The 23974-nt window shown below is 70.3% G+C and carries 21 protein-coding genes and 1 riboswitch; of the genes, 16 read left to right on the forward strand and 5 right to left on the reverse strand.

Annotated features, from left to right (window positions below):
- Positions 1-143: 143 nt before the first annotated feature.
- The 4 genes from coxB to ACIHFE_RS03300 all read left to right on the forward strand — a co-directional run bounded on the left by coxB (position 144) and on the right by ACIHFE_RS03300 (position 4589).
- Positions 144-1109 carry a cytochrome c oxidase subunit II gene (coxB, locus tag ACIHFE_RS03285; protein WP_400104044.1) on the forward strand — a complete coding sequence of 322 codons (966 nt, stop codon included), beginning with the start codon at positions 144-146 and terminating at the stop codon, positions 1107-1109.
- A complete protein-coding gene (ctaD, locus tag ACIHFE_RS03290; RefSeq protein ID WP_400104046.1) occupies positions 1106-2827 on the forward strand; it encodes a cytochrome c oxidase subunit I in 1722 nt (573 codons plus the stop codon). Before coxB ends, ctaD begins: the two co-directional genes overlap by 4 nt.
- Positions 2824-3222: a cytochrome c oxidase subunit 4 gene (locus tag ACIHFE_RS03295; protein ID WP_400104047.1), complete on the forward strand. Its 399-nt coding sequence runs from the start codon at positions 2824-2826 to the stop codon at positions 3220-3222. Before ctaD ends, ACIHFE_RS03295 begins: the two co-directional genes overlap by 4 nt.
- Before the next feature lie 122 nt (positions 3223-3344).
- The gene (locus tag ACIHFE_RS03300; RefSeq protein ID WP_400104048.1) at positions 3345-4589 is read left to right on the forward strand and encodes an Ig-like domain-containing protein; all 1245 of its coding nucleotides are present in this window, start codon (positions 3345-3347) and stop codon (positions 4587-4589) included.
- Between the two features lie 23 nt (positions 4590-4612).
- On the opposite strand, the gene ACIHFE_RS03305 is transcribed toward ACIHFE_RS03300, so the two are convergent.
- Positions 4613-5008, reverse strand: coding sequence for a hypothetical protein (locus tag ACIHFE_RS03305; protein WP_400104049.1), 396 nt, complete (start codon positions 5006-5008; stop codon positions 4613-4615).
- A 250-nt stretch (positions 5009-5258) separates the two neighbouring features.
- Between ACIHFE_RS03305 and ACIHFE_RS03310 the strand changes: the two genes are divergently transcribed.
- The 6 genes from ACIHFE_RS03310 to ACIHFE_RS03335 all read left to right on the forward strand — a co-directional run bounded on the left by ACIHFE_RS03310 (position 5259) and on the right by ACIHFE_RS03335 (position 12326).
- Positions 5259-5879, forward strand: coding sequence for a heme-copper oxidase subunit III (locus tag ACIHFE_RS03310; RefSeq protein WP_400104050.1), 621 nt, complete (start codon positions 5259-5261; stop codon positions 5877-5879).
- Positions 5880-5944: 65 nt separating this feature from the next.
- A complete protein-coding gene (locus ACIHFE_RS03315) occupies positions 5945-6754 on the forward strand; it encodes a c-type cytochrome (protein ID WP_400104051.1) in 810 nt (269 codons plus the stop codon).
- Positions 6751-7806, forward strand: coding sequence for a Rieske 2Fe-2S domain-containing protein (locus ACIHFE_RS03320; RefSeq protein ID WP_400104052.1), 1056 nt, complete (start codon positions 6751-6753; stop codon positions 7804-7806). Before ACIHFE_RS03315 ends, ACIHFE_RS03320 begins: the two co-directional genes overlap by 4 nt.
- Positions 7803-9425 (forward strand): cytochrome bc complex cytochrome b subunit, encoded by a 1623-nt coding sequence (locus ACIHFE_RS03325; protein WP_400104053.1) that lies wholly within the window; start codon positions 7803-7805, stop codon positions 9423-9425. Before ACIHFE_RS03320 ends, ACIHFE_RS03325 begins: the two co-directional genes overlap by 4 nt.
- Before the next feature lie 140 nt (positions 9426-9565).
- Positions 9566-10630, forward strand: coding sequence for an anthranilate phosphoribosyltransferase (trpD, locus tag ACIHFE_RS03330; RefSeq protein ID WP_400104054.1), 1065 nt, complete (start codon positions 9566-9568; stop codon positions 10628-10630).
- Between the two features lie 182 nt (positions 10631-10812).
- A riboswitch (SAM riboswitch) is annotated at positions 10813-10930 on the forward strand.
- 127 nt (positions 10931-11057) lie between these two features.
- Positions 11058-12326: an aminotransferase class V-fold PLP-dependent enzyme gene (locus ACIHFE_RS03335; RefSeq protein WP_400104055.1), complete on the forward strand. Its 1269-nt coding sequence runs from the start codon at positions 11058-11060 to the stop codon at positions 12324-12326.
- 40 nt (positions 12327-12366) lie between these two features.
- Here ACIHFE_RS03335 and ACIHFE_RS03340 read toward each other — a convergent pair whose 3' ends face one another.
- Both ACIHFE_RS03340 and ACIHFE_RS03345 read right to left on the reverse strand, forming a co-directional pair.
- Positions 12367-12648 carry an Lrp/AsnC family transcriptional regulator gene (locus tag ACIHFE_RS03340; RefSeq protein WP_400104056.1) on the reverse strand — a complete coding sequence of 94 codons (282 nt, stop codon included), beginning with the start codon at positions 12646-12648 and terminating at the stop codon, positions 12367-12369.
- The gene (locus tag ACIHFE_RS03345; RefSeq protein ID WP_400104057.1) at positions 12645-13376 is read right to left on the reverse strand and encodes a rhomboid family intramembrane serine protease; all 732 of its coding nucleotides are present in this window, start codon (positions 13374-13376) and stop codon (positions 12645-12647) included. Before ACIHFE_RS03345 ends, ACIHFE_RS03340 begins: the two co-directional genes overlap by 4 nt.
- Positions 13377-13502: 126 nt before the next feature.
- On the opposite strand from ACIHFE_RS03345, the gene ACIHFE_RS03350 reads away from it, so the two are divergent.
- From ACIHFE_RS03350 to ACIHFE_RS03370, 5 genes are all read left to right on the forward strand, one after another.
- Positions 13503-14888, forward strand: a complete 1386-nt coding sequence (locus ACIHFE_RS03350) for an NYN domain-containing protein (RefSeq protein WP_400104058.1) — start codon at positions 13503-13505, stop codon at positions 14886-14888.
- A 188-nt stretch (positions 14889-15076) separates the two neighbouring features.
- Positions 15077-16120: an NlpC/P60 family protein gene (locus tag ACIHFE_RS03355; protein WP_400104059.1), complete on the forward strand. Its 1044-nt coding sequence runs from the start codon at positions 15077-15079 to the stop codon at positions 16118-16120.
- 265 nt (positions 16121-16385) lie between these two features.
- Entirely contained in the window at positions 16386-17444 is a 1059-nt protein-coding gene (locus tag ACIHFE_RS03360; protein ID WP_400104060.1) for an NlpC/P60 family protein, read from the forward strand.
- Positions 17445-17486: 42 nt separating this feature from the next.
- Entirely contained in the window at positions 17487-18719 is a 1233-nt protein-coding gene (locus tag ACIHFE_RS03365) for a hypothetical protein (RefSeq protein WP_400104061.1), read from the forward strand.
- A 79-nt stretch (positions 18720-18798) separates the two neighbouring features.
- Entirely contained in the window at positions 18799-19278 is a 480-nt protein-coding gene (locus ACIHFE_RS03370; protein ID WP_400104062.1) for a DUF2690 domain-containing protein, read from the forward strand.
- 27 nt (positions 19279-19305) lie between these two features.
- Here the strand turns inward: ACIHFE_RS03370 and ACIHFE_RS03375 are convergent, their stop codons facing one another.
- Positions 19306-20556 carry a glycosyltransferase 87 family protein gene (locus ACIHFE_RS03375; RefSeq protein WP_400104063.1) on the reverse strand — a complete coding sequence of 417 codons (1251 nt, stop codon included), beginning with the start codon at positions 20554-20556 and terminating at the stop codon, positions 19306-19308.
- A gap of 136 nt (positions 20557-20692) precedes the next feature.
- Between ACIHFE_RS03375 and ACIHFE_RS03380 the strand changes: the two genes are divergently transcribed.
- Positions 20693-21835, forward strand: coding sequence for a glycosyltransferase family 4 protein (locus ACIHFE_RS03380; RefSeq protein ID WP_400104064.1), 1143 nt, complete (start codon positions 20693-20695; stop codon positions 21833-21835).
- A 138-nt stretch (positions 21836-21973) separates the two neighbouring features.
- Here ACIHFE_RS03380 and ACIHFE_RS03385 read toward each other — a convergent pair whose 3' ends face one another.
- A complete protein-coding gene (locus tag ACIHFE_RS03385; RefSeq protein WP_400104065.1) occupies positions 21974-23770 on the reverse strand; it encodes an AMP-dependent synthetase/ligase in 1797 nt (598 codons plus the stop codon).
- Positions 23771-23974: the final 204 nt, after the last annotated feature.

Here is a 23974-nt window from a genome sequence, read left to right on the forward strand (position 1 = left end):
TTGGGCACCCTCCCCGCGCGGCCCCAAATAGCGTCCAGTAGGGTTTGGTCCGCATAAACATCCAAACCCTGCCCGCAGCGGGCCGGCGACCGATCAGACGGCCGCAGCCGGCCGTGCGGGCGAGACTCTCGGGAAGGCGCTACGTGAGTCCCAACGGCTCCGACCGCTCGTCGCGGCGCCCGGTGCGGCGGAAGCTGCTGCAGGCGCTGGCCGCGGGCGCTGTCCTGGCGACCGCAACCGGTTGCACATCGAAGGACTTCCCCCGCCTCGGAATGCCCACTCCCGCTACGGAAGAGGCGCCGCGGATCCTCTCTCTGTGGCAGGGCTCCTGGGCCGCCGCCCTCGCGATCGGCGTGCTGGTGTGGGGTCTGATCCTGTGGAGCGTCGTCTTCCACCGGCGCAGCCGGAGCAAGATCGAGGTTCCCACCCAGACCCGGTACAACATGCCCCTTGAGGCGCTGTACACCGTGGTTCCGATCCTCATCGTCTCGGTGCTCTTCTACTTCACCGCTCGCGATGAGAACAAGCTCCTCACCAATCCGGACAAGCCCAAGCACGTCATCAACGTGGTGGGCTACCAGTGGAGCTGGGGCTTCAACTACCTGGAGAACGTCCAGGGTCAGCCCGCCGGCAAGCCGCTCCGTCAGGTCAAGCAGCTGGACGCGGTCCCCGACCGGTTCCTGAACAAGGCTCCGGCCAACGCGAACGGTGTCTACGACTACGGCATTCCGGGCACCCGGAACCCGCAGAACAACATGCCGGGCCCGACGCTGTGGCTGCCCAAGGGCGAGTCGGTCGAGTTCGTGCTCACCTCGCGGGACGTCATCCACTCCTTCTGGGTGCTGCCGTTCCTGATGAAGCAGGACGTCTTCCCGGGTCACACCAACAGCTTCACGGTGACCCCGACCAGGGAAGGCACCTTCCGGGGCAAGTGCGCCGAGCTCTGCGGACAGGACCACTCGCGGATGCTCTTCAATGTCAAGGTCGTCTCTCCTGAGCGCTACCAGAAGCACCTGAAGGACCTGGCCGCGGCGGGTCAGACCGGGTACATCCCGGCCGGCATCGCGCAGACGGATCACGCGAAGAACGCGGAGACCAAGAACAAGTGAGCATCCTCAACGAACCCCAGGGTGCCGCCGGATCAGCCACGGCAGCACCGCCTGTACGCACCAAGCAACCAGGCAACCAGGTGGTCAAGTGGCTGACCACCACGGACCACAAGACCATCGGTACGATGTACCTGGTCACGTCGTTCGCGTTCTTCTGCATCGGTGGCGTGATGGCGCTGCTGATGCGCGCCGAACTCGCCCGTCCCGGCACGCAGATCATGTCGAACGAGCAGTTCAACCAGGCGTTTACGATGCACGGCACGATCATGCTGCTGATGTTCGCGACGCCGCTGTTCGCCGGTTTCGCGAACTGGATCATGCCGCTGCAGATCGGTGCGCCGGATGTGGCGTTCCCGCGGCTGAACATGTTCGCCTACTGGCTCTACCTGTTCGGCTCGCTGATCGCGGTGGGCGGCTTCCTCACCCCGCAGGGTGCGGCCGACTTCGGCTGGTTCGCCTACTCCCCGCTCTCGGACGCGGTCCACTCGCCGGGTGTCGGCGCCGACATGTGGATCATGGGTCTGGCCTTCTCCGGCTTCGGCACCATCCTCGGCTCGGTCAACTTCATCACCACGATCATCTGCATGCGTGCGCCGGGCATGACCATGTTCCGCATGCCGATCTTCGTCTGGAACGTCCTGCTGACCGGTGTGCTGGTCCTGCTGGCCTTCCCGGTGCTGGCCGCCGCGCTGTTCGCCCTGGAGGCGGACCGCAAATTCGGCGCCCATATCTTCGACCCGGCCAATGGCGGCGGACTGCTCTGGCAGCACCTCTTCTGGTTCTTCGGCCATCCAGAGGTGTACATCATCGCCCTGCCGTTCTTCGGCATCATTTCCGAGGTCATTCCGGTCTTCTCCCGTAAGCCGATGTTCGGTTACTGGGGTCTGATCGCGGCGACGATTTCCATCGCCGGTCTCTCGGTGACGGTGTGGGCGCACCACATGTACGTCACGGGCGGTGTGCTCCTGCCGTTCTTCTCCTTTATGACGTTCCTTATCGCGGTCCCGACCGGTGTGAAGTTCTTCAACTGGATCGGCACGATGTGGAAGGGCTCGCTGTCCTTCGAGACTCCGATGCTCTGGGCCGTCGGCTTCCTGATCACCTTCACCTTCGGTGGTCTGACCGGTGTCATCCTGGCGTCGCCGCCGATGGACTTCCACGTCTCCGACTCGTACTTCGTGGTCGCGCACTTCCACTACGTCATCTTTGGCACCGTGGTGTTCGCGATGTTCTCCGGATTCCACTTCTGGTGGCCGAAGTTCACCGGCAAGATGCTGGACGAGCGTCTGGGCAAGATCACCTTCTGGACGCTGTTCGTGGGCTTCCACGGCACGTTCCTGGTGCAGCACTGGCTGGGTGCCGAGGGCATGCCCCGCCGTTACGCGGACTACCTGGCCGCCGACGGCTTCACCACGCTGAACACCATCTCGACCATCAGCTCCTTCCTGCTGGGCCTGTCGATGCTGCCGTTCATGTACAACGTGTGGAAGACCGCCAAGTACGGCAAGAAGGTCGAGGTCGACGACCCGTGGGGCTACGGCCGTTCGCTGGAGTGGGCGACGTCCTGCCCGCCGCCGCGGCACAACTTCCTCACCCTGCCGCGGATCCGTTCCGAATCCCCGGCGTTCGACCTGCACCACCCCGAGATCGCGGCGCTCGAACTCGAGGAGAACCTCGCTGACAAGGCCCTCGCGGGTGGCAAGGAGGCCGGCAAGTGAAGATCCAAGGCCGGATGTTCCTCTGGCTCTCCGTCTTCATCCTCGCGATGGCGATCGTCTACGGCGTGTGGGCCAAGGAACCCGCGGGTGCCACCGCGCTCTTCCTCGCCTTCGGCCTGTGCGTCATGGTCGGCTACTACCTGGCGTTCACCGCACGCCGGGTGGACGCCGGGGCCCAGGACGACAAGAACGCGGATGTCGCCGATGACGCCGGTGAGCTGGGCTTCTTCGCCCCGCACAGCTGGCAGCCGCTGCTGCTGGCCATCGGTGGTGCGTTCGCCTTCCTGGCCCTCGCCATGGGCTGGTGGCTGCTGTACTTCTCGGCTCCGCTGATCCTGGTCGGCCTGTTCGGCTGGGTCTTCGAGTTCTACCGCGGCGAGAACCAGAACCAGTAGGTTCCGCTTTCCGGGCCCCGTACACCCCTCAGGGAGTGTGCGGGGCCTTTGCGTTGGGCCGGCGTGACCCGTTTGCAGTCACCCCACGGGCCGCCCCACGGGAACCTTCCTACGGTTGGACCATGAGCCACTCGCCTCGCCGCCGCACGGTGTCCGGCGGCATACTGCTGCTGGTCTGCCTGGCGTTGACGGCGACCGGGTGCGGCTCCGCCAACCCGCTCGCCGACCAGCCCTATGACGCCACCGACCAGGTCTCGCTGACCGACGACCAGGAGGGCGGCAAGGCCGACCCGAGCAAGCCGCTGGAGGTCACCGCCAACGGCGACGACCGGATCACCGATGTCACCGCCACCGACGCCGCCGGGCGCTACCTGGCGGGCGAGCTGGCGGCGGACGGCTCGCGCTGGCACAGCACCGCCGCGCTGGCGGCCGGCGCCCACTACACGGTGCGGGTGAGCACCGAGGACGAGGACGGGGCTCAGGGGCGCCGTACGGTCGGTTTCGACACCGGCCCGGCAACCAGGCTGCTGACCGTCACCTTCGGCCCCAGGAACGGCACCTACGGCGTCGGACAGCCCGTCACCGCCGAACTGAGCACCCCCATCCAGGACCCCGCCTCGCGGGCTGTCATCGAGCACGCCCTCAGGGTGGAGTCCCAGCCCGCCGTGGAGGGTGCCTGGTACTGGGTCAGCAACCGGATGCTGCACTACCGGCCGCGGGAGTTCTGGCCCGCGCACGCCGTCATCGATGTGCACGCCGCCCTGGAGGGCATAAGGATCGGCGGCGGGCTCTACGGCGGCCCGGCCAAGCCGCTCCGGCTGACCACCGGGGACCGGGTGGAGGCCATCACCGACGCCGCCGGCCACTACATGTCGGTGCTCAGGAACGGCGAGGAGATCCGCTCCATCCCGGTCACCACCGGCAAGCCCGGCTACGCCACCCGCAACGGGGTCAAGGTGGTCCTCGGCCAGGAATCCTTCGTACGGATGCGCGGAGCCACCATCGGCATCGCCGAGGGCAGCGAGGACTCCTACGACCTGCCGGTCTACTGGGCCACCCGGGTCACCTGGAGCGGTGAGTACGTCCATGCCGCGCCCTGGTCCGAGGGCTCGCAGGGCGCCGACAACGTCAGCCACGGCTGCACCGGGATGTCCACCGAGAACGCCAAGTGGTTCTTCGACAATGTGCGGGTCGGTGATGTGGTCCGCGTGATCAACAGTGCCGGCGCCACCATGACGCCCTTCGACAACGGCTTCGGCGACTGGAACATGTCCTGGAGACGGTGGCGCGAGGGCAGCGCGCTGGCGGCCGGCAAGCGAGAGGGATCGTCCCCGGTGGACACCGCCCGGCTGCGCCCCGGCATCTGAACGCTCCGCCGAACGTGTGGTCGTTACGCCGCCAGTTGCCGGCGCAGCAGCCCGCCCAGGGCCTCCGCCAGCGCCACCGGGTCCACCGGGTGGGTCACCGCCGCCTCCGCCCGGCTCCAGGTGGCCAGCCAGGCGTCCTGCGGGCGGCCGATCAGCACCACCACCGGCGGGCAGCGGAAGACCTCGTCCTTGAGCTGCCGGCACACCCCCATGCCACCGGCCGGCGCGGTCTCACCGTCCAGCACACAGACGTCGATCCGGCGCTCCTGAAGGGTCCGGAGCACCGCGGGCAGCGTGGCGCACTCCACGTACTCCAGCTCCGGCAGGTCCGGCGCCGGACGCCGCCCGGCGGCCAGCCGCACCTGCTCGCGGGTGCTCGAGTCGTCGCTGTAGACCAGGACCGTGGCGGTCGGCTGCATCGTTCCTCCAGGCGTGTCGGCAAGGGCGGGACGCTGGCGCGGATGCTACTGGAGGAAAACCCCGGCGGAGGAGAGTGCGGAAGCCATGGAAAAGGCCCGACGGCCCGTCACCGCCCCCCTCGCCGACCGTCCTTCCCCCCTTTGGGGGACCGCCGTATGACTGGTGGGGTCCGCCGTACGAGCAGGGCATACGCTCTTGACACACCGAACGGCACCCCCCGGAGTGAGCGCGAGATAAGCGACCGACATAATGTCGGTCGTGGCGACAGCAACAGCAGTAGATACCGGGCACGCGCACCCGTCGGTCAACCGACCGAACCTCACCAGCGTCGGAACCATCATCTGGCTGAGTTCCGAGCTGATGTTCTTCGCGGCCCTCTTCGCGATGTACTTCACCCTTCGTTCGGTGACCGGCGCCGACCACTGGAAGGACATGGCGTCGTCGCTGAACGTTCCGTTCTCGGCGACGAACACCACGATCCTGGTGCTCTCCTCGCTCACCTGCCAGCTCGGCGTTTTCGCCGCCGAGCGCGGTGACGTGAAGAAGCTGCGCACCTGGTTCGCGATCACCTTCGTGATGGGCGCCATCTTCATCGGTGGCCAGATCTTCGAGTACACCGACCTGGTCAAGAAGGACGGGCTCTCGCTCTCCTCCGACCCGTACGGCTCGGCGTTCTATCTGACGACCGGCTTCCACGGACTGCATGTGACCGGCGGCCTCATCGCCTTCCTGCTGGTCCTGGGCAGGACGTACGCGGCCAAGAGGTTTACGCACCACCAGGCGACGGCGGCCATCGTCGTGTCCTACTACTGGCACTTCGTCGACGTGGTCTGGATCGGCCTCTTCGCCACGATCTACTTGATCAAGTAATCGGTCCCGTCACCGGACCAACCAGACCCGCATCGACGCAGAAGATCCTGACACCGGGGTAATCCGTGAAAAAGCTCTCCGCACGACGACGCCATCCGCTGGCGGCGGTCGTCGTCCTACTCTTCGCGCTGGCGGTAACCGGGGGGCTGTACGCCGCGTTCGCGCCGGCGGACACGGCCAAGGCCGATGATTCCGCCCAGTCCCTCGCCATCGAGGAGGGCAAGAAGCTCTACTCGGTGGGTTGTGCCAGCTGCCACGGCACCGGCGGTCAGGGCACCTCCGACGGCCCGAGCCTGGTGGGTGTGGGCTCGGCGGCCGTTGACTTCCAGGTCGGCACCGGCCGTATGCCGGCGCAGCAGCCCGGCGCCCAGGTGCCGCGCAAGAGGAAGATCTACTCGCAGGGCGAGATCGACCAGCTCGCCGCGTACATCGCCTCCCTGGGCGCGGGCCCCGCGGTTCCGACCAAGGACCAGTACAGCCCCAACGGTGCGGACATCGCCAAGGGCGGGGAGCTCTTCCGTACCAACTGCGCCCAGTGCCACAACGCCACCGGCAAGGGTGGCGCCCTCTCGAACGGCAAGTTCGCGCCGAGCCTTGAGGACGTCGACCCCAAGCACATCTACGAGGCCATGCAGACCGGCCCGCAGAACATGCCCTCCTTCCCCGACACGACCATGTCGGAGAAGAACAAGAAGGACATCATCGCGTACCTCGACGCGGTCGACACCAAGAAGTCGGAGAACCCGGGCGGTCTCGAGCTGGGCGGCCTCGGCCCGGTCAGCGAGGGTCTGTTCGCGTGGGTCTTCGGCCTGGGTGCCCTGGTCGCCGTCGCCATCTGGGTCGCCGCCCGGACCGCAAAGGCCAAGAAGTCATGAGTAGCCAAGACATTCCAGAAGAGTCCCTGCCCAGTACGCAGGGCACCGCGCACGAAGGTGCCGTGGCCACCGGCGAGGACCCCTTCGCCGACCCCGGCCTGCCGCCGCACGAGCACCGCATCCAGGACATCGACGAACGGGCCGCCAAGCGCTCCGAGCGCGTGGTCGCGTTCCTGTTCTCCCTGTCCATGCTGGCCACGGTCGGCTTTATCGTCGCCTACCTGGCGATCCCGGTCGACAAGAACATCTATGTGTTCCCGATCGGCCACATCAGCGCGCTGAACTTCAGCCTGGGCCTGGCCCTGGGCATCGCGCTGTTCTGCATCGGCGCGGGCGCCGTCCACTGGGCGCGCACCCTGATGTCCGATGAGGAGGTCGCCGACGAGCGTCACCCGATCGAGGCGTCCCCCGAGGTCAAGGCCAAGGTTCTGGCCGACTTCGCGGACGGTGCCCGGGAGTCGGCGCTGGGCCGCCGCAAGCTGATCCGCAACACCATGTTCGGTGCGCTGGCCATGTTCCCGCTCTCCGGCGTGTTCCTGCTGGGCGGTCTCGGCCCCAAGCCGGGCACCAAGCTCCGCAAGACCAAGTGGTCCGCGGGCAAGATGCTGATCAACCAGAACACCCTGCAGCCGCTGCGTCCGGAGGATGTCCAGGTCGGTTCGCTGACCTTCGCCATGCCCGAGGGCATGTCGGAGGAGGACCACGACTTCCAGCAGGAGATCGCCAAGGCCGCCCTGATGATCGTCCGGCTCCGTCCGGAGAACATCAAGGACAAGCGTGAGCTGGACTGGTCGGTCGACGGCATCGTCGCCTTCTCCAAGATCTGCACCCACGTGGGCTGCCCGATCAGCCTCTACGAGCAGCAGACGCACCATGTGCTGTGCCCGTGTCACCAGTCCACCTTCGACCTCTCCGACGGCGGACGCGTGATCTTCGGCCCGGCCGGTCACGCCCTTCCGCAGTTGCAGATCAAGGTCAACGACAAGGGCTACCTCGAGGCGATGGGCGACTTCCCGGAGCCCGTCGGTCCTGCCTTCTGGGAGCGCGGATGAGTACTACAGAGCAGCGCCGCAAGGCGCCCGCCGGCGAGCGGGTGGCCGACTGGGCGGACGGCCGACTGGGCATCTACAGCCTGGCCAAGGCCAATATGCGCAAGATCTTCCCGGACCACTGGTCCTTTATGCTGGGTGAGGTCTGCCTCTACAGCTTCCTGATCATCATCCTCACGGGTGTGTATCTGACGCTGTTCTTCCACCCCAGCATGGAAGAGGTCGTCTACCACGGCTCCTATGTGCCCCTGCAGGGCGTGCGGGTGTCCGAGGCGTTCAACTCCACCATGCACATCAGCTTCGATGTGCGCGGTGGTCTGCTGATCCGCCAGATCCACCACTGGGCCGCGCTGGTCTTCCTGGCCGGCATGTTCGTGCACATGATGCGCGTCTTCTTCACCGGCGCCTTCCGCAAGCCGCGTGAGATCAACTGGCTGTTCGGCTTCCTGCTGTTCGTCCTGGGCGTGTTCACCGGCTTCACCGGTTACTCGCTCCCGGACGACCTGCTCTCCGGCACCGGTGTCCGCTTCACCGAGGGCGCCATCCTGTCCGTGCCGGTGGTCGGCACATACATCTCGATGTTCCTCTTCGGCGGGGAGTTCCCCGGCGCGGACATCGTGCCGCGGTTCTACTCGATCCACATCCTGCTGCTGCCGGGCATCATGCTCGGCCTTGTGGTGGCCCACCTGATCCTGGTCATCTACCACAAGCACACGCAGTTCCCCGGCCCCGGCCGGACCGAGAAGAACGTGGTCGGCATGCCGCTGCTGCCGGTCTACATGGCCAAGGCCGGAGGCTTCTTCTTCCTGGTCTTCGGTGTGATCGCGGCCGTCGCGGCACTGGCCACCATCAACCCGATCTGGGACTTCGGCCCGTACCGCCCGGACCATGTGTCCACCGGTGCCCAGCCCGACTGGTACATGGGCTTCGCCGAGGGTCTGGTCCGAGTGATGCCGGGCTGGGAGATCAATGTCGCGGGCCACACCCTGGTCCTGGGTGTGCTCATCCCGGTCGTGATCTTCCCGCTGGTGCTGGTCGCCATCGGCGTCTACCCGTTCATCGAGTCCTGGGTGACCGGCGACAAGCGGGAGCACCACCTGCTGGACCGCCCGCGCAACGCCCCGACCCGCACCGCGTTCGGCGCCGCCTGGATCGCCGAGTACTTTGTGCTGCTGATCGGTGGTGGCAACGACCTGTGGGCCACCCACTTCCACCTGTCGATCAACTCGATCACCTGGTTCGTCCGGATCGCGTTCTTCGTGGTGCCGGTGCTGGTCTTCATCGCCACCAAGCGGATCTGCATGGGTCTGCAGCGGCGTGACCGCGACAAGGTGCTGCACGGTCGTGAGACCGGCATCATCAAGCGCCTGCCGCACGGTGAGTTCATCGAGGTGCACGAGCCGCTCAGCCAGGAGCAGCTGCACACCCTCACCTCGCACGAGCAGCCCAAGCCGCTCGAGCTGGAGCCCGAGGTGGACGAGAACGGCGTCGCCCGCAAGGCCGGTGCCGGCCAGAAGCTGCGGGTCAAGCTGTCCCGGGGCTTCTACGGCGAGGGGACGCAGATCCCCAAGGCCACCGCGGAGGAGTACCAGGAGATCACCAGCGGCCACGGCCACCACTGACCGGCCGCTGATCGCTGATCGCCACGGCAAGAGCCCCGTCCATGAACCGGACGGGGCTCTTCGCCGTTCCCGGGCCTGGATAGGCTGGACGGCACAGCACGGCACCGAGGGCGAGTGCCAGGAACCCAGGAGTGTGGACCATGAACGTTGCGACCCCGGCAGGCGGCGACAGCGCGGTGGCCCTCTCCTGGCCCGGCGTACTGGAGGCCCTGCTCAACCGGGTGGACCTGGACGCGGACAGCACCGCCTGGGCGATGGACCGGATCATGCGGGGCGAGGCCACCGACGCGCAGATCGCCGGTTTCGCCATGGCGCTGCGGGCCAAGGGCGAGACGGTGGCCGAGATCACCGGGCTGGTCCGGGCGATGTACCGGCACGCCCGGCTGATCGAGGTGCCCGGCCCCAGCGTGGACATCGTGGGCACCGGCGGCGACGGCGCCAAGACCGTCAATATCTCCACCATGTCCGCCATCGTGGTGGCCGGCACCGGTGCCAAGGTGGTCAAGCACGGCAGCCGGGCGGCCTCCTCGGCCAGCGGGGCCTCGGACGTCCTGGAGAAGCTGGGCGTCAATCTGGACCTGAGCCCGGGCCGGGTGGCCGAGGTGGCCCGGGAGGCCGGGATCACCTTCTGCTTCGCGGTGAACTTCCACCCGGCACTGCGCCATGTGGCCGCGGCCCGGCGGGAGTTGGGGGTGCGCACCACCTTCAATGTGCTGGGCCCGCTGACCAACCCGGCCCGGGTGAAGGCCCAGGCGACCGGGGTGGCGGACGCCCGGATGGCGCCGATCCTGGCCGGGGTGCTGGCCGAACGGGGCTCCTCCGCGCTGGTGTTCCGGGGCGACGACGGGCTGGACGAGCTGACCACCACCGCCACCTCCCGGGTGTGGATGGTCCGCGACGGCCGGGTCCGCGAGGAGGCCTTCGACCCGCGCGAGGTGGGCATCGAGCTGGTGCCGGTGGAGGCGCTGCGGGGCGCCGATGCCTCGTACAACGCGGATGTGGCCCGCCGGCTGCTGGCCGGGGAACCGGGGCCGGTACGGGACGCGGTACTGCTCAACTCGGCGGCCGCGCTGGTGGCGTTGGCGCCCACGGACGCGCCGCTGGCGGCGCAGATCGCGGCGGGTATGGAGCTGGCCGCGCACTCCCTTGACTCCGGTGCGGCGCGGGGCGTGCTGGAGCGCTGGGTGGCGGCCAGCAACGGGTAGCGCCCCGTCAGGGGCGCGGGGCGGCCGCATGATGCGGCTCCGCCGCGTGAGCGCGACCAGCTACGGACGGCCCGCAGTTGACGTGCGACCGAGGCACCCGGCGCGGTGATGGCCCGCCGGGTGCCCGGCATATGGACAGACCCTTGGCGCCCCCCGCGAAGCCTGTGGCATACTCCCCGCAAGGTCACGAGTGACAGCGATACAGGCCCCGGCCCGCTGTCCGGCAACCCTCCGTCCGTGGCGGGGTGCCCCGGGTGATGACCGGGCCGCAGGCAGCGAGGTCTGCGGCAAGCGCGGATCCCTCGCCAGGGATCCTGGTCGTCGAGGGAGACCTTCCGTGAACCAGCGAATGCGCTAGGGCTCTTCGAGCCCCTCTTCCGCGCACCCTTCACGCTTTCTCTTCGCTTGCCTCTTACGGGAGTTCGCCATGCCCATTTCCGCCACTGTCTCCGCTCCACTGCCCGTGCTCGGCCGGGATGTCCGGGTGCCGCTGGCCGACGGGAGCGAGGTGACCTACGCGGCGCTGGACTACGCGGCCAGCGCGCCGGTCCTGCAGCGGGTGTGGGACGAGGTCGCCGCCTACGCCCCGTACTACGGCAGTGTGCACCGGGGCGCGGGCTACCTCTCCCGGTTGTCCACCGAGCTGTTCGAGAACAGCCGCCGCACGGTGGCGGAGTTCCTCGGCTGCCGCCCGGACGACCAGCTGGTGTTCACCCGCTCCACCACCGACTCGCTCAACCTCCTTGCCGCCGCGCTGCCTTGGCGCACCCGGGTGTTCGTCTTCGAGACCGAGCACCATGCCGCGCTGCTGCCCTGGGGGCGGCGGGATGACATCGAGGTCAGCTGGCTGCCGGCGCCGCGCGGCCCGCGGGAGGCGGTGGACGTCCTGGAACGGGCACTGGCCGCCCGCGAACCCCACGGGCCCGCCTTGGTCTGTGTCACCGGCGCCTCCAATGTGACCGGAGAGCTGTGGCCGGTACGGGAGTTGGCCGCCGCGGCCCATGCGCACGGGGCGCGGATCGTGCTGGACGCGGCCCAGCTGGCCCCCCACCACCCGGTGCACATCGGGGAGTTGGACGTGGACTGGGTGGCCTTCTCCGGGCACAAGCTCTATGCCCCCTTCGGTGCCGGGGTGCTGGCCGGGCGGGCCGACTGGCTGGGGGAGGCCGAGCCCTATCTGGCCGGTGGCGGCGCCAGCCGCCGGGTGGTGCGGGACGAGCGGGGCGGGGTGCGGGTGGAGTGGCAGCAGGGTGCCGCCCGGCATGAGGCGGGCTCGCCCAATGTGATCGGCGCCCATGCCATCGCGGCGGCCTGCAAGGCGCTCACCGAGGCCGGCTTCGACGCCCTGGTGGAGCGCGAGCAGGCACTGGTGGCCCGGGTCCGGGCGGAACTGGCCGGGCTGCCCCGGGTCAGGGTGCTCTCCCTGTTCGGCGATGCCGCGCCCCGGGTGGGGGTGATCTCCTTTGTGGTGGCGGGCTGGGACAGCGCCCGCTTCGCGGCGGCGCTGTCCGACGGCTATGGCATCGGGGTGCGGGACGGCCTGTTCTGCGCCCACCCGCTGGTGCGGGTGCTGCTGGGCCGTGACCCGGAGGAGTGCGGGGGGTCGCTCAACGCGGTGCGCGTCAGCCTGGGCGCCGGGACGCCGGACGAGCATGTGGAGCGGTTCCTGCGGGCGGTACGGGAGTTGGCGGGCTGAGCCGCATGACGCGGACGCCCCGCGCCCCTTCCGGGGCGCCCTAACTCTCCAGCCCGATGGCGAACGCCGCCTCCAGATCGTGCTGCGAGTACGTACGGAAGGCGATATGGGTCTCGGTGGAGGCGACCCCCTCCACCTTGCTGATCCGGCCCGGGATGACGTCCGCCAGATCGTCATGCCGGGCCACCCGCACCATGGCGATCAGGTCGTACGCACCGGTCACCGAGTAGACCTCGCTGACGCCCTCGATGGCGGCGATCCGCTCGGCGATTTCGGGGATCCGGTCCGCGTCGGTCTTGATGAGCACGATCGAAGTGATCATGGCGCGTTGTCTCCTTCGGTGGACCGGACTGCGTCCCTCACTCTAACCGCAGGCGCACCGCACCCCCAGGCGAGCCCGAAGCCCAGCGAGAAGCCGATCACATGGGCCAGATAGGCCACCTGGGGCCGGTCCGTGGAGCCGCCCGCGCCGGTCCACTGGAGCGCGAACCAGAACGGCAGCACCACCCAGGCGGGAAAGCGCAGCGGCACAAAGAACAGGAAGGGGAAGAGGCTGGTCACCCTGGCCCGGGGAAAGAGACGGAGGAACGCGCCCAGTACGCCGGAGATGGCGCCGGAGGCGCCGATCAGCGGCTGCCCGGAGCCGGCGTGCGCGGCCGCGTAGCCCAGCAGGGCCAGATAGCCGGTGATCAGGTAGCCCAGGGCGAAGGCGGCACGGCCCAGGCGCTGCTCGGTCATCGCGCCGAAGACATGGAGGAAGAGCATATTGCCCAGCAGGTGCAGCCAGTTGCCATGGACGAACAGGGCGGTCAGCGGGGTGAACCAGGCGATGGCCGGGCCGTGCCACAGCCGCTCCGGCACCACGCCCCAGCGTGCGAAGCAGGCGGTCCGCGCGGCGAGCAGCCCGGTCCCGGTGCCATGGCCGGGGGTGAAGCCGGAGGCCGGGCCGAGCAGGAAGACCACGCAGCAGGTGCCGAGCAGGGCGTAGGTGACCCAGGGGGTCCCGGCCCGGCCCGTCCGGCCCGCTTTTGCGATCATGGGGCAGATCATGGCGTACCCGGGCAAGCCGGGCGGAGAGCCTCGCCGGGTGGTCCGGGAGGCGCCCCGCCGCGGGGACAGCAGGCCGTAGGGTTACGGACAGCACCCCGTAGCCGATGAACAGGACGGACGAACACCATGAGCGTTTCCCAGCCGACGGGTGGGACCGGCGCGCCGGATCCTTCCGCGGCGGCCGGTGACGCCGACGGTGTCGCCGAGGCGCTGGAACGCCCGCTGCCCGAGGGCATCCGGCGGCGGGTCATCACCCTGGTCGCCGAGGCCTTCGGCGGACTGACCGTGGCCGAACTGCCCTCCTCGCTGCGGCAGTACGCCCGCTTCACCCCCAGCCGCCGGGCCAAGTTCGCGGGCAATGCCATGGCCGCCGCGGTGGAGGGCGACACCGCCTTCCGGCAGCGGATCTCGGCCCGGCTGCATGAGATGGGCTCCGAGCTGGCCGAGGCGCTGGACGCCGGTACGCCGCCGGCCGCGGCCGACCCGGAGGACGTGGCGGCCATGGCCTTCGTCCTGCGCCCGCCGGGCTGGGTGAAGCTGGTGACCGCCGCCGGTGAGGAGGCGCAGCGGGCCAGCGCCGAGCGGGCCGGTGAGGAGGCGCAGCGCGAGTTGCGCAGGCTGCGCGAGGAGTTGGCCGAGGCGCAGGCCCAGGCGCGGGGCGAGGCCGAGCGCTTCCGGGGTGAACTGGAGGCGGCGCGGCGGGAGTCGGAGGCGGCCCAGCGCAAGCTGCGCGGTGCGCTCAGCGATGTGCGGCGCGGCGAGGCGGCGCTGCGCAGGACGCAGGCGGAGCTGGAGTCGCTGCGCTCGGAGACATCCGCGGAGCTGGCGGCGGCGCTGGGGGAGACCCGGCGGGTCAAGGCGCGGCTGGCGGAGGCCGAGTCGGCCCTGGAGGCGAGCCGGCGGGCGGTGCGCGAGGGGCGCAGCGTGGAGGACATGCGGCTGCGGCTGCTGCTGGACACGGTGCTGGACGCGGCCCAGGGCCTGCGCCGGGAACTGGCCCTGCCGCCCGCCTCGGTGCATCCGGCGGATCTGGTGGAGGCGGTGGAGCCGGGGCGGATGACACCCAAGGACATCGCGGCCCGGGCGCTGTCGGAGACCGATCCGGCGCTGCTGGACCAGCTGTTGGCGCTGCCCCAGGCTCATCTGGTGGTGGACGGCTACAACGTGACCAAGACCGGCTATCCCACCATGCCGCTGGACAAGCAGCGGCTGCGGCTGCTGGGCGGGCTGGCGATGCTGGCCGCGCAGAGCGGCGCCGAGGTCACCTGTGTCTTCGACGGAGCCGAGCTGGCGGCGCCGGTGCTGCTGGCGCCGCCGCGCGGGGTACGGGTGCTGTTCAGCAAGCCGGGGGTGACCGCGGACGAGCTGATCCGTCAACTGGTGCGCGCGGAGCCGCCGGGCCGTCCGGTGGTGGTGGTCTCCACCGACCGTGAGGTGGCGGACGGAGTGGCCAAGGCGGGGGCGCGGCCGGTGGCATCGGCCTTGCTGCTCAAGCGACTTGCCCGTACCTGAGCGTCGACTGGCCGCTACTGACCGTTGCCGCTTGGTAAAGGATGGGCTCCTGAGTCGGTTTTTTAGTAAGGGGATTTGAACCGATCACTGAGGGCTTACTAAGGTCGGGCCTCGAACCCGCACGCGGTGGTCATCCATTCGGAATGCCGTGCGGGTGCCGTTCTTTGAGAGTGAAGGAGCGCGACTCCGTGGCGTCCCACCGTCGTCCCAAGCAGCCGGGCCGTACTCGGGTGACCGTGCTCACCGCGACCGCCGCCGCGGCCGTCGCCCTTTCCTCGCAGGCCGCGCACGCCGACCCCAAGCCCTCCAAGACCGAGGTCAAGGCCAAGGTCGACAAGCTCTATGACGAGGCCGAGCAGGCGACCGAGAAGTACAACGGCGCCAAGGAGAAGCAGGCCAAGCTGGAGAAGCAGGTCGGCGAGATCCAGGACCAGGTCGCCCGTGGCCAGGACGAGCTCAACAAGCTGCGGGACAGCCTGGGTTCGGTGGCCACCGCTCAGTACCGCTCCGGCTCGGTGGACCCCTCGCTGCAGCTGCTGCTCTCCTCCGACCCGGACAGCTATCTGGACCGGGTGTCCACCCTGGACCAGGTCACCGGCAAGCAGGCCGAGACGCTCAAGCTCATAGCCGCCAAGCAGCGCCAGCTCAAGCAGCAGCGGGAAGAGGCCACCGGCAAGCTGGCCGACCTGGACTCCACCCGCAAGGCGCTGGCCGACCAGAAGACCGAGGTCCAGGGCAAGCTCTCGGACGCACGTGACCTGCTCAACTCCCTGGACGCCCAGGACCGCGCTGACGTCGAGCGGCAGGAGAGCGGCAAGAACGGCTCCAATGGCTCCGACGGCCAGAGCAAGCCGGACCTGGGCAAGCAGGCTCCCAGCTCGGGCCGGGCCGCCGCGGCGCTGGCCGCCGCCCAGTCCAAGCTCGGCACCCCCTATGTGTACGGCGCCACCGGCCCCGGCTCCTTCGACTGCTCCGGGCTGACCTCCTGGGCGTATGCCCAGGCCGGCGTCGACATCCCGCGCACCTCCGAGGAGCAGGCCAACTACGGCACCCGTATCGGCGACCCGAGCCAGCTGCAACCCGGCGACCTGGTGCTGTTCTTCGGGGACCTGCACCATGTCGGCCTCTACGCGGGCAATGGCATGGTGCTGCACGCCCCGCACACCGGGGCCGTGGTGCGCTATGAGTCCATGGGCAATATGCCGTTCCAGTTCGGCGTCCGGGTGGGCTGACCGCCTCCTCCCGTCCCGCCCGGCCCGCGTCGAGCCGTGCCACGCCCGCCCGATCGGGCGAATCCCGGGACACCTTTCTGACCTCACGCCCCGCCGATGACCTGCGTCTGTCGGCGGGGCGCCGGGCTTTCTCCGGGTGACCCCGGTGGGACGGTCTTTGAACCCGGTGTGAGCGCACCGCTACTGTCTGGCGCGCGCGGCCCCGGCCTGGTCCGCCCGTCCGGGCGGCAGGGCGCCGCACCAGCAGGAAGGAGTGCGGCAGCCCGTGGCGTTCCATCGCCGGCCCGCGCAGTCCGGTCTCCACCGGACCGTCCGGGTCACTGTTCTGTCCGCCGCCATGGCCACCGCGGCGGCAGCCCTCACGGCGGGACCGGCGGGCGCCGCCCCCGGCGACCCGGCCGGCGCGGTCCGGGCCCGGATCGACCGGCTCTACGAGGAGGCGGAGCGGGCCACCGAGAAGTTCAACGCCGCCGACGAGCGCGCCGGAACCCTGCGGCGGAAGGTCGAGGAGGCCGCCGACCGGGTCGCCCGCGGCCAGGAGAAGGTCAACCGGATGCGCAACGCCCTCGGCATGTTCGCCGCCGCCCAGTACCGGTCCGGGGCCGTGGACCCGGCCATCGAGCTGCTGCTCTCCTCCGACCCGGACGGCTACCTGGACCGGGCCGCCGCCCTGGACCGGGTCAGCGGCCGGCAGGCCGGGGAACTCCGCCGGCTCCAGGACGCCCAGCGCTCCCTGCGCCAGGAACGCGCGGAGGCCGCCCGCTCGCTGGAGGAGCTGGAGGACAACCGGCGGGCCGTACAGCGGCACAAGCGTGAAGTGGAGCGCAAGCTGGCCGCCGCCCAGCGGCTGCTGAACTCGCTGCCCCAGCCGGAGCGGGAGGAGTACGGGCGGGCCTCCCGCTCCGGCTCCTCTTCCCGGCCGGACCTGGCGCTGCCGGGCCGCTCCGGCCTGACCGGCCTCGCCTCCCTGGCCGCCTCGGCACGCGGCGCCGCCGCCGTGCGGGCCGCCCGCTCCGCCGTCGGCTCCCCGTACTCCTGGGGTGCCACCGGGCCCGGCGCCTTCGACTGCTCCGGGCTGATGCAGTGGGCCTACGGCCGGGCGGGCGTGGGCCTGCCGCGCACCTCACAGGCGCAGCGCAACGCCGGACGCCATGTGTCGCTGGCCGAGGCCCGGCCCGGCGACCTGGTCATCTACCGGGATGACGCCAGCCATGTGGGCATGTACGTGGGCAATGGGCAGGTGGTGCACGCGCCCTACCCCGGGGCGCGGGTGCGCTACGACCGGGCGGACATGATGCCGATCTCCTCGGTCACCCGGCCCTGACCGGCCGGGCCGTCCGTCCGCCTCGTACGCCCGCCTCGTACGATGCGGGGCGTGAATGGCCGGACGCGGTGCGGCCGCCTGGTGGCGGCGCTGCTTGTGCTGCTCGCCGCGACGGGCTGCGGGGCCGGCGGCTCCGCCGGCTCCGGCGGGGACACGGGCGGTGACCGGACCGCGGTAGGGCGGCTGCTCGACGGATGGGCGGCGGCGGTACGCGGTCGGGACGAGCGCGGCTATCTGGCGGCGGTGGATCCCCGGGCCGGCGAGTACCGGGCCGAGCAGGGCCGGGTGTTCGCCAACCTGGCGCGGGTGCCGCTGTCCTCCTGGGACTACCGGCTCAAGCGGGTGGGCGGCTTCGCCCCGCTGCCGGGGGACGGCCACCGGGTGGCCGTCGAGGCCGAGCTGCGCTACCGGCTGACCGGCTATGACACCGCTCCGGTCGCCGCCGCCCTACGGCTGACCGCGGTGCGCCGGGACGGGCACTGGTACCTGGCCGGGCAGGACACCGCCCAGGGCGCCCGGCAGTTGTGGGACCAGGGCCCGGTCGCGGTGGTGCGCGGCGAGCACAGCCTGGTGCTGGGCGTGGGCCAGGACGACACCCGGCTGCGCGCCCTGGCCCGGCTGGCGGACCGGGCGGTGCCCCGGGTGGCCGACGCCTGGAAGACCCGGGACTGGCCGGGCCGGGTGGTGGTGGAGATGCCCGCCTCGCTGGACCGGATGGGAGAACTGCTCGGGTCGCCGGCCGCCAACTACCGGGGGATCGCGGCGGTCACCAGCGGGGAGGCCGGGGGCGCCGGGGCGGCACCGGCGGACCGGGTGGTGGTCAACCCGGAGGCGTACGGGGGGCTGTCGGACTTCGGGCGGCAGGTGGTGCTCACCCATGAGACGGCTCATGTGGCGACCCGCGAGCGGACCTCCGGGGCCACACCGCTGTGGCTCTCGGAGGGGTTCGCGGACTGGACGGCGTACCGGGGAACGGGTCGTTCGGCCCGGGAGCTCGCGCCGGAACTGGCCCGGGCGGTGGCTTCGGGCGCGGTGCCGGAACGGCTGCCCGCCAATGGCGATTTCGGGTTCACCGGGGAAGCGGGGACGCTGGCGCGGGCCTATGAGGGGGGATGGCTTGCGTGCCGGATGATCGCGGAGCGGTGGGGGGAAGCGAAGTTGGTCGCCTTCTATCGGGCAGGGGGTTCCGCTGCGGCGATGCGGGATGTACTGGGCATCAACGAGGGGGAGTTCACGGCGAGGTGGCGCGACTATGTGCGGGCCGCCCTTCGCTGAACGGCCGATTTTGGCATGTACCGGACGCCGGTTAGATTTGATCTTGATCGATGCCTGAAAGCAGCGAAAGGGATCAAACATGAGCACAGCCACCATCAAGCGCGGGTTGGCGATAGCCGCCTCGGCCGCCGCCCTGTCCGTCACCGGCGTGCTGCTGGGCGGCGGGACGGCCTACGCGGCCAATGTCTACGACGGTACGGACGCGCAGGTGACCGGGTGTGCCGCGGACGCGACCACGGTGCGGGAGACCAATCTCTACTCGTCCGGCAATGTGCTGGTCGGCAAGATCCAGCTCCGCTACAGCAATAAGTGCCACACCGGCTGGGGACGCATCCTGGACTATGTGAACGACCACGGCACCCTGCACGTCCAGCGCGACCAGGACGACCACCGGGTGGAGAGCTGCTTCTCCAACACCCTCCTGAACTGGAACTCCTCGCTCAACGCGTACTCCTGCTACACCCCCATGCTGTACGACAAGGGCTACACCATGCGTGCCTACGGCACGGTCAGCGACAACAGCGGCGGCATGGCGGCCGGCGGCACCGAGCCCTACTGACCTCCGCCACCGGCGAACTGCGCCCGGTTACGGGGTGACCAGCGCCGACGCCCGCTCCGCCGGAGGCTCCGGTTCGTCCGTGCGCTGGGCCTCGGTGACCGTCTCGCGCCAGAGCCGGGCGCAGGAGACCACCGTCGCCGCCACCAGCAGCGCGTTCCGCAGGGTCAGGATGGCCACGCCCAGCTTGTCGCTGGCCACCACATGGTGGAACCAGATGGGGAACTCCAGCTGGGTCAGCGGCGCGGCCAGCAGCATCAGCAGGGCCGGCAGGCGCTGGCGGCTGTTGCGCATGGTCACGCACACCGCACCCAGGCCGATCAGCCAGATCACATACTGCGGGCTGATCACCCGGCTGGTGGTGGTGAACAGCAGCACCGCCGTGAAGGCGGCGTCCGACGGCGTGCACGGAGTGAAGCGGCGCGCCCGCATCCGCCAGAGCACCAGCCAGCCGAAGGCCACCAGGCTCAGCAGCAGGGCCAGCGCGCTCACCGCGTGCACATGGCGCCCCAGGAACTCCACCGACCCGTAGTGCAGCCGCGCCCGGCCGTGCCAGCCGAAGTGCCGCCCCAGATGGAAGACCAGCGACCCCAGGGACTCCACCTCGGTGCCCCGGTCCCGCTGGAAGGTCAGGAAGGCCAGCGCCCCCGGCATGGCCGCCGCGAACAGCATGGCCAGCGCCACCGCGGTGGTCAGGGCCGAGGTCCAGGCCGAGCGGGTGCGCGGCCCGCGCTCCACGCCCACCAGCAGCAGCACCGGCCAGATCTTCAGGAGCGCCCCGAATCCGGCCAGCGCCCCGGACAGGCGGGCCCGGCGGCCCAGGGCCAGCAGGCCGGCCACGGCCACCGCGGTGACCATCACGTCATAGCGGGCGTAGACGATCGGACCCAGCAGCGGCACTCCGGCCACCCACACCCACACCCCGTTCACACAGCGCCGGGGATCGCGCACCGCGTAGAGCAGCATCCCGAAAACGGCCGCGTCCGCGGCGAAGCACACCAGGAAGAAGGCCGGGGCGTAGTCCAGGAACGGCAGCATCCCCGGGGCCAGCACCGCCAGCGCGGCGGCCGGCGGGTACTGCCAGGTCACGTCGTCGAAGGGGAAGACGCCGGTGCTCAGCACCCCGTACCAGCCCTGGTAGATCACCTTGATGTCGACCGAGACATCGGAACCCGGCATGACCAGCACCCGGAACACGCACAGCAGCAGAAAGGCCCTGCCAAGGGCCCACACCGCGATCGGCAGCCACAGCCGAGAGCCCATCCTGGAGCTCGCCATCATCGAGATCTCACCAGCCTGTACTCGCCGTATCCACGCCGTCACTGGAAGGCATGATGCCTGGCCGGCCGGCCCGCGCGCGGCACATGCGCGACGTGGCGCCCGCACCGTCCGGGGCGAGCGGGTACTGTCGGCGGCGATGTACAAGACCCTGATCGTCACCAACGACTTCCCGCCGCGCCCCGGAGGCATCCAGGCCTTCCTGCACAACATGGCGCTGCGCCTGGACCCGGAAAAGGTCGTTGTCTATGCCTCCACCTGGAAGCGCGGCCGCGAGGGGCGGGAGGCCACCGAGCGGTTCGACGCCGAACAGCCCTTCACCGTGATCCGCGACCGGACCACGATGCTGCTGCCCACGCCCCGGGTGACCCGCCAGGCGGTGGCGCTGCTGCGCCGGCACGGCTGTGGCTCGGTGTGGTTCGGGGCGGCCGCGCCGCTGGGGCTGATGGCCCCGGCGCTGCGCCGGGCCGGGGCCCAGCGGCTGGTGGCGACCACCCATGGCCATGAGGCGGGCTGGGCCCAGCTGCCCGCCGCCCGGCAGTTGCTGCGGCGCATCGGCGAGGGCACCGACACCCTCACCCATCTGGGGGAGTACACCCGGTCCCGGATCGCGACCGCTCTGACGGGTGAGGCGGCGGGCCGCATGGTCCAACTCCCGCCCGGTGTGGACGAGAAGACCTTCCACCCCGGCTCCGGCGGCGCCGCGATCCGCGCCCGGCTGGGACTCGCGGACCGGCCGGTGGTGGTGTGCGTCTCCCGGCTGGTGCCGCGCAAGGGCCAGGACACACTGATCCGGGCGATGCCGGCGGTGCTGGCCGCGGTGCCGGAGGCGGTGCTGCTGATAGTCGGCGGCGGGCCGTACGAGAAGGAACTGCGGCGGCTGGCCGCCGAGTCGGGCGTCGCCGGGGCGGTCCGGTTCACCGGCGCCGTGCCCTGGGAGGAGCTGCCCGCGCACTACGGCGCGGGCGATGTCTTCGCCATGCCGTGCCGGACCCGCCGGGGCGGGCTGGACGTCGAGGGCCTGGGCATCGTCTACCTGGAGGCGTCGGCCACCGGGCTGCCGGTGGTGGCCGGGGACTCGGGCGGGGCGCCGGACGCGGTGCTGGAGGGGGAGACCGGCTATGTAGTGCGCGGCGGCTCGTCGGCCGAGTGCGCCGACCGGATCGTGACCCTGCTGCTGGATCCCGAGCTGCGGCGCCGGATGGGCGAGCACGGGCGCGAGTGGGTGGAACGGTCCTGGCGCTGGGACCTGCTGGCGGAGCGGCTGCGCGAGCTGCTGTAGTTCCTTGGCCGTGCCCCGTAAGGGGCGCCGTGCGTACCGGGGGTTCGTGGGTTTGCTACGGGTCGTCCGTGGCTGGTCGCGCAGTTCCCCGCGCCCCTTACGGGGCGCGCCCGCGCCCCTGACGGGGCAAGTCCCCGGTCAGCGCTGGTAGATCGCCTCGATCTCGTTCGCGAAGTCCTTCGCCACAACATTGCGCTTCAGCTTGAGCGAGGGCGTGACATGGCCGGAGGCCTCCGTGAACTGGGTCGGCAGGATACGGAACTTGCGCACCGACTCCGCCTGGGAGACCGCCGCGTTGCCGTCGTCCACCGCCTTCTGGACGTCGGCCAGCAGCTCGGCGTCGTCCACCAGGTCGGCCGCCGTCAACCCCTCCGGCTTGCCATGGGACTTCAGCCAGCGCGGCAGGAAGTCCTCGTCGATGGTGACCAGCGCGCCCACAAAGGGACGCCCGTCCCCGACCACCATGCACTCGGCGATCAGCGCATGCGCCCGGATGCGGTCCTCGATCACCGCCGGGGCGACGTTCTTGCCGCCCGCGGTGACCAGGATCTCCTTCTTGCGCCCGGTGATGGTGAGGAAGCCCTCCTCGTCGAGGGTGCCCAGGTCGCCGGTGTGGAACCAGCCCTCGGAGAGCGCCTCGGCGGTGGCCGTCTCATTGTTCCAGTAGCGGGGGAACAGGTGCTCGCCGTGCAGCAGCACCTCCCCGTCGTCCGCGATGCGGATCACCGAACCGGGCAGCGGCTGCCCCACGGTGCCGATCTTGGGGCGGTCGGCCGGGTTGAAGGCGGTCGCGGCGCAGGACTCGGTCAGCCCGTAGCCCTCCAGCACCGTGAAGCCGATGCCCCGGTAGAAGTGGCCCAGCCGCTCGCCCAGCGGCGCGCCGCCGGAGATGGCGTGGGTGGCCCGGCCGCCCAGTACGTCGCGCAGCTTGCCGTAGACCAGCCGGTCGAAGACCTTGTGCTTGATCCTGAGACCGAAGGACGGGCCTTCCGCGGTGTCCAGCGCCCGGCTGTAGGCGATGGCGGTCTCCGCCGCCTTGTCGAAGATCTTGCCCTTGCCGTCCGCCTGGGCCTTGGCCCGCGCCCCGTTGTAGACCTTCTCGAAGACCCGGGGCACACCCAGCATCAGGGTGGGACGGAAGCCGGCCAGGTCGTCGGTGAGGTTCTTGATGTCGCTGACCATGCCCAGCTTGATGGGGGCCAGCAGCGCGCCCACCTCCACCAGCCGTCCGAAGACATGGGCGGCCGGCAGGAAGAGCAGCACCGAGGAGTCACCGGTGACAAACAGCGGCTTGAGCCGCTCCACCGCGTTGCCGCACTCCGCGAAGAAGTTGCGGTGGGTGAGCAGACAGCCCTTGGGGCGGCCGGTGGTGCCGGAGGTGTAGACGATGGTGGCCGGTGAGTCGGCGTCGGCCAGCGAGCTGCGCTTGTCCACCGCCTCGTCGGTCAGCTCCGCACCCGCGGTGCGCAGCTGCTCCACGGCGCCGTCGTCGATCTGCCACAGGTGCTTGAGATCCGGCAGCCGGTCGCGTACCGACTCCACCGCCTCCTGGTGCGTGCCGGTCTCCACCAGGCAGGCCACCGCGCCGGAGTCGCCGAGGATCCACTGGATCTGCTCCGGGGAGCTGGTCTCGTACACCGGCACGGTCACCCCGCCCGCGCTCCAGATGGCGAAGTCCAGCAGCGCCCACTCATAGCGGGTGCGCGACAGCAGGCCGACCCGGTCGCCCGGCTGGACGCCCGAGGCCATCAGTCCCTTGGCCGCCGCCCGGACCTCGGCCAGGAACTGCACCGCGGTGACGTCCTCCCAGCGGCCGTCCACCTTGCGCCCTATCACGGCGACATCCGGGTGGAGCGAGGCGTTCCGGCGGATGAGATCCGTCAGGTTGCCGTCGGCCGGAACCTCGTAGAGAGCCGGAAGGCTGAACTCGCGCAAGACTGCTGCTCCTCGTCGGGCGCCGGCGCCGCCGCGTCGTCGAGGGGCGCTGCGTCGGCTGCGGTCCATGATCAGGCCGGGGGTGAATTGGACGGCCCGGACGTTACCCACCAGTATGGATTTCGAATAGGGGTCACGCCCAGATGTTCTGCGCGTCACACGAGCCGGGACCACTGCCCGAACCCTAGCCTCTCCGCTTGGTGA

Origin of the sequence: Streptomyces sp. NPDC052396 (assembly GCF_044593195.1) — a bacterium.
In the GTDB taxonomy this organism is placed as follows: Bacteria; Actinomycetota; Actinomycetes; order Streptomycetales; family Streptomycetaceae; genus Streptomyces.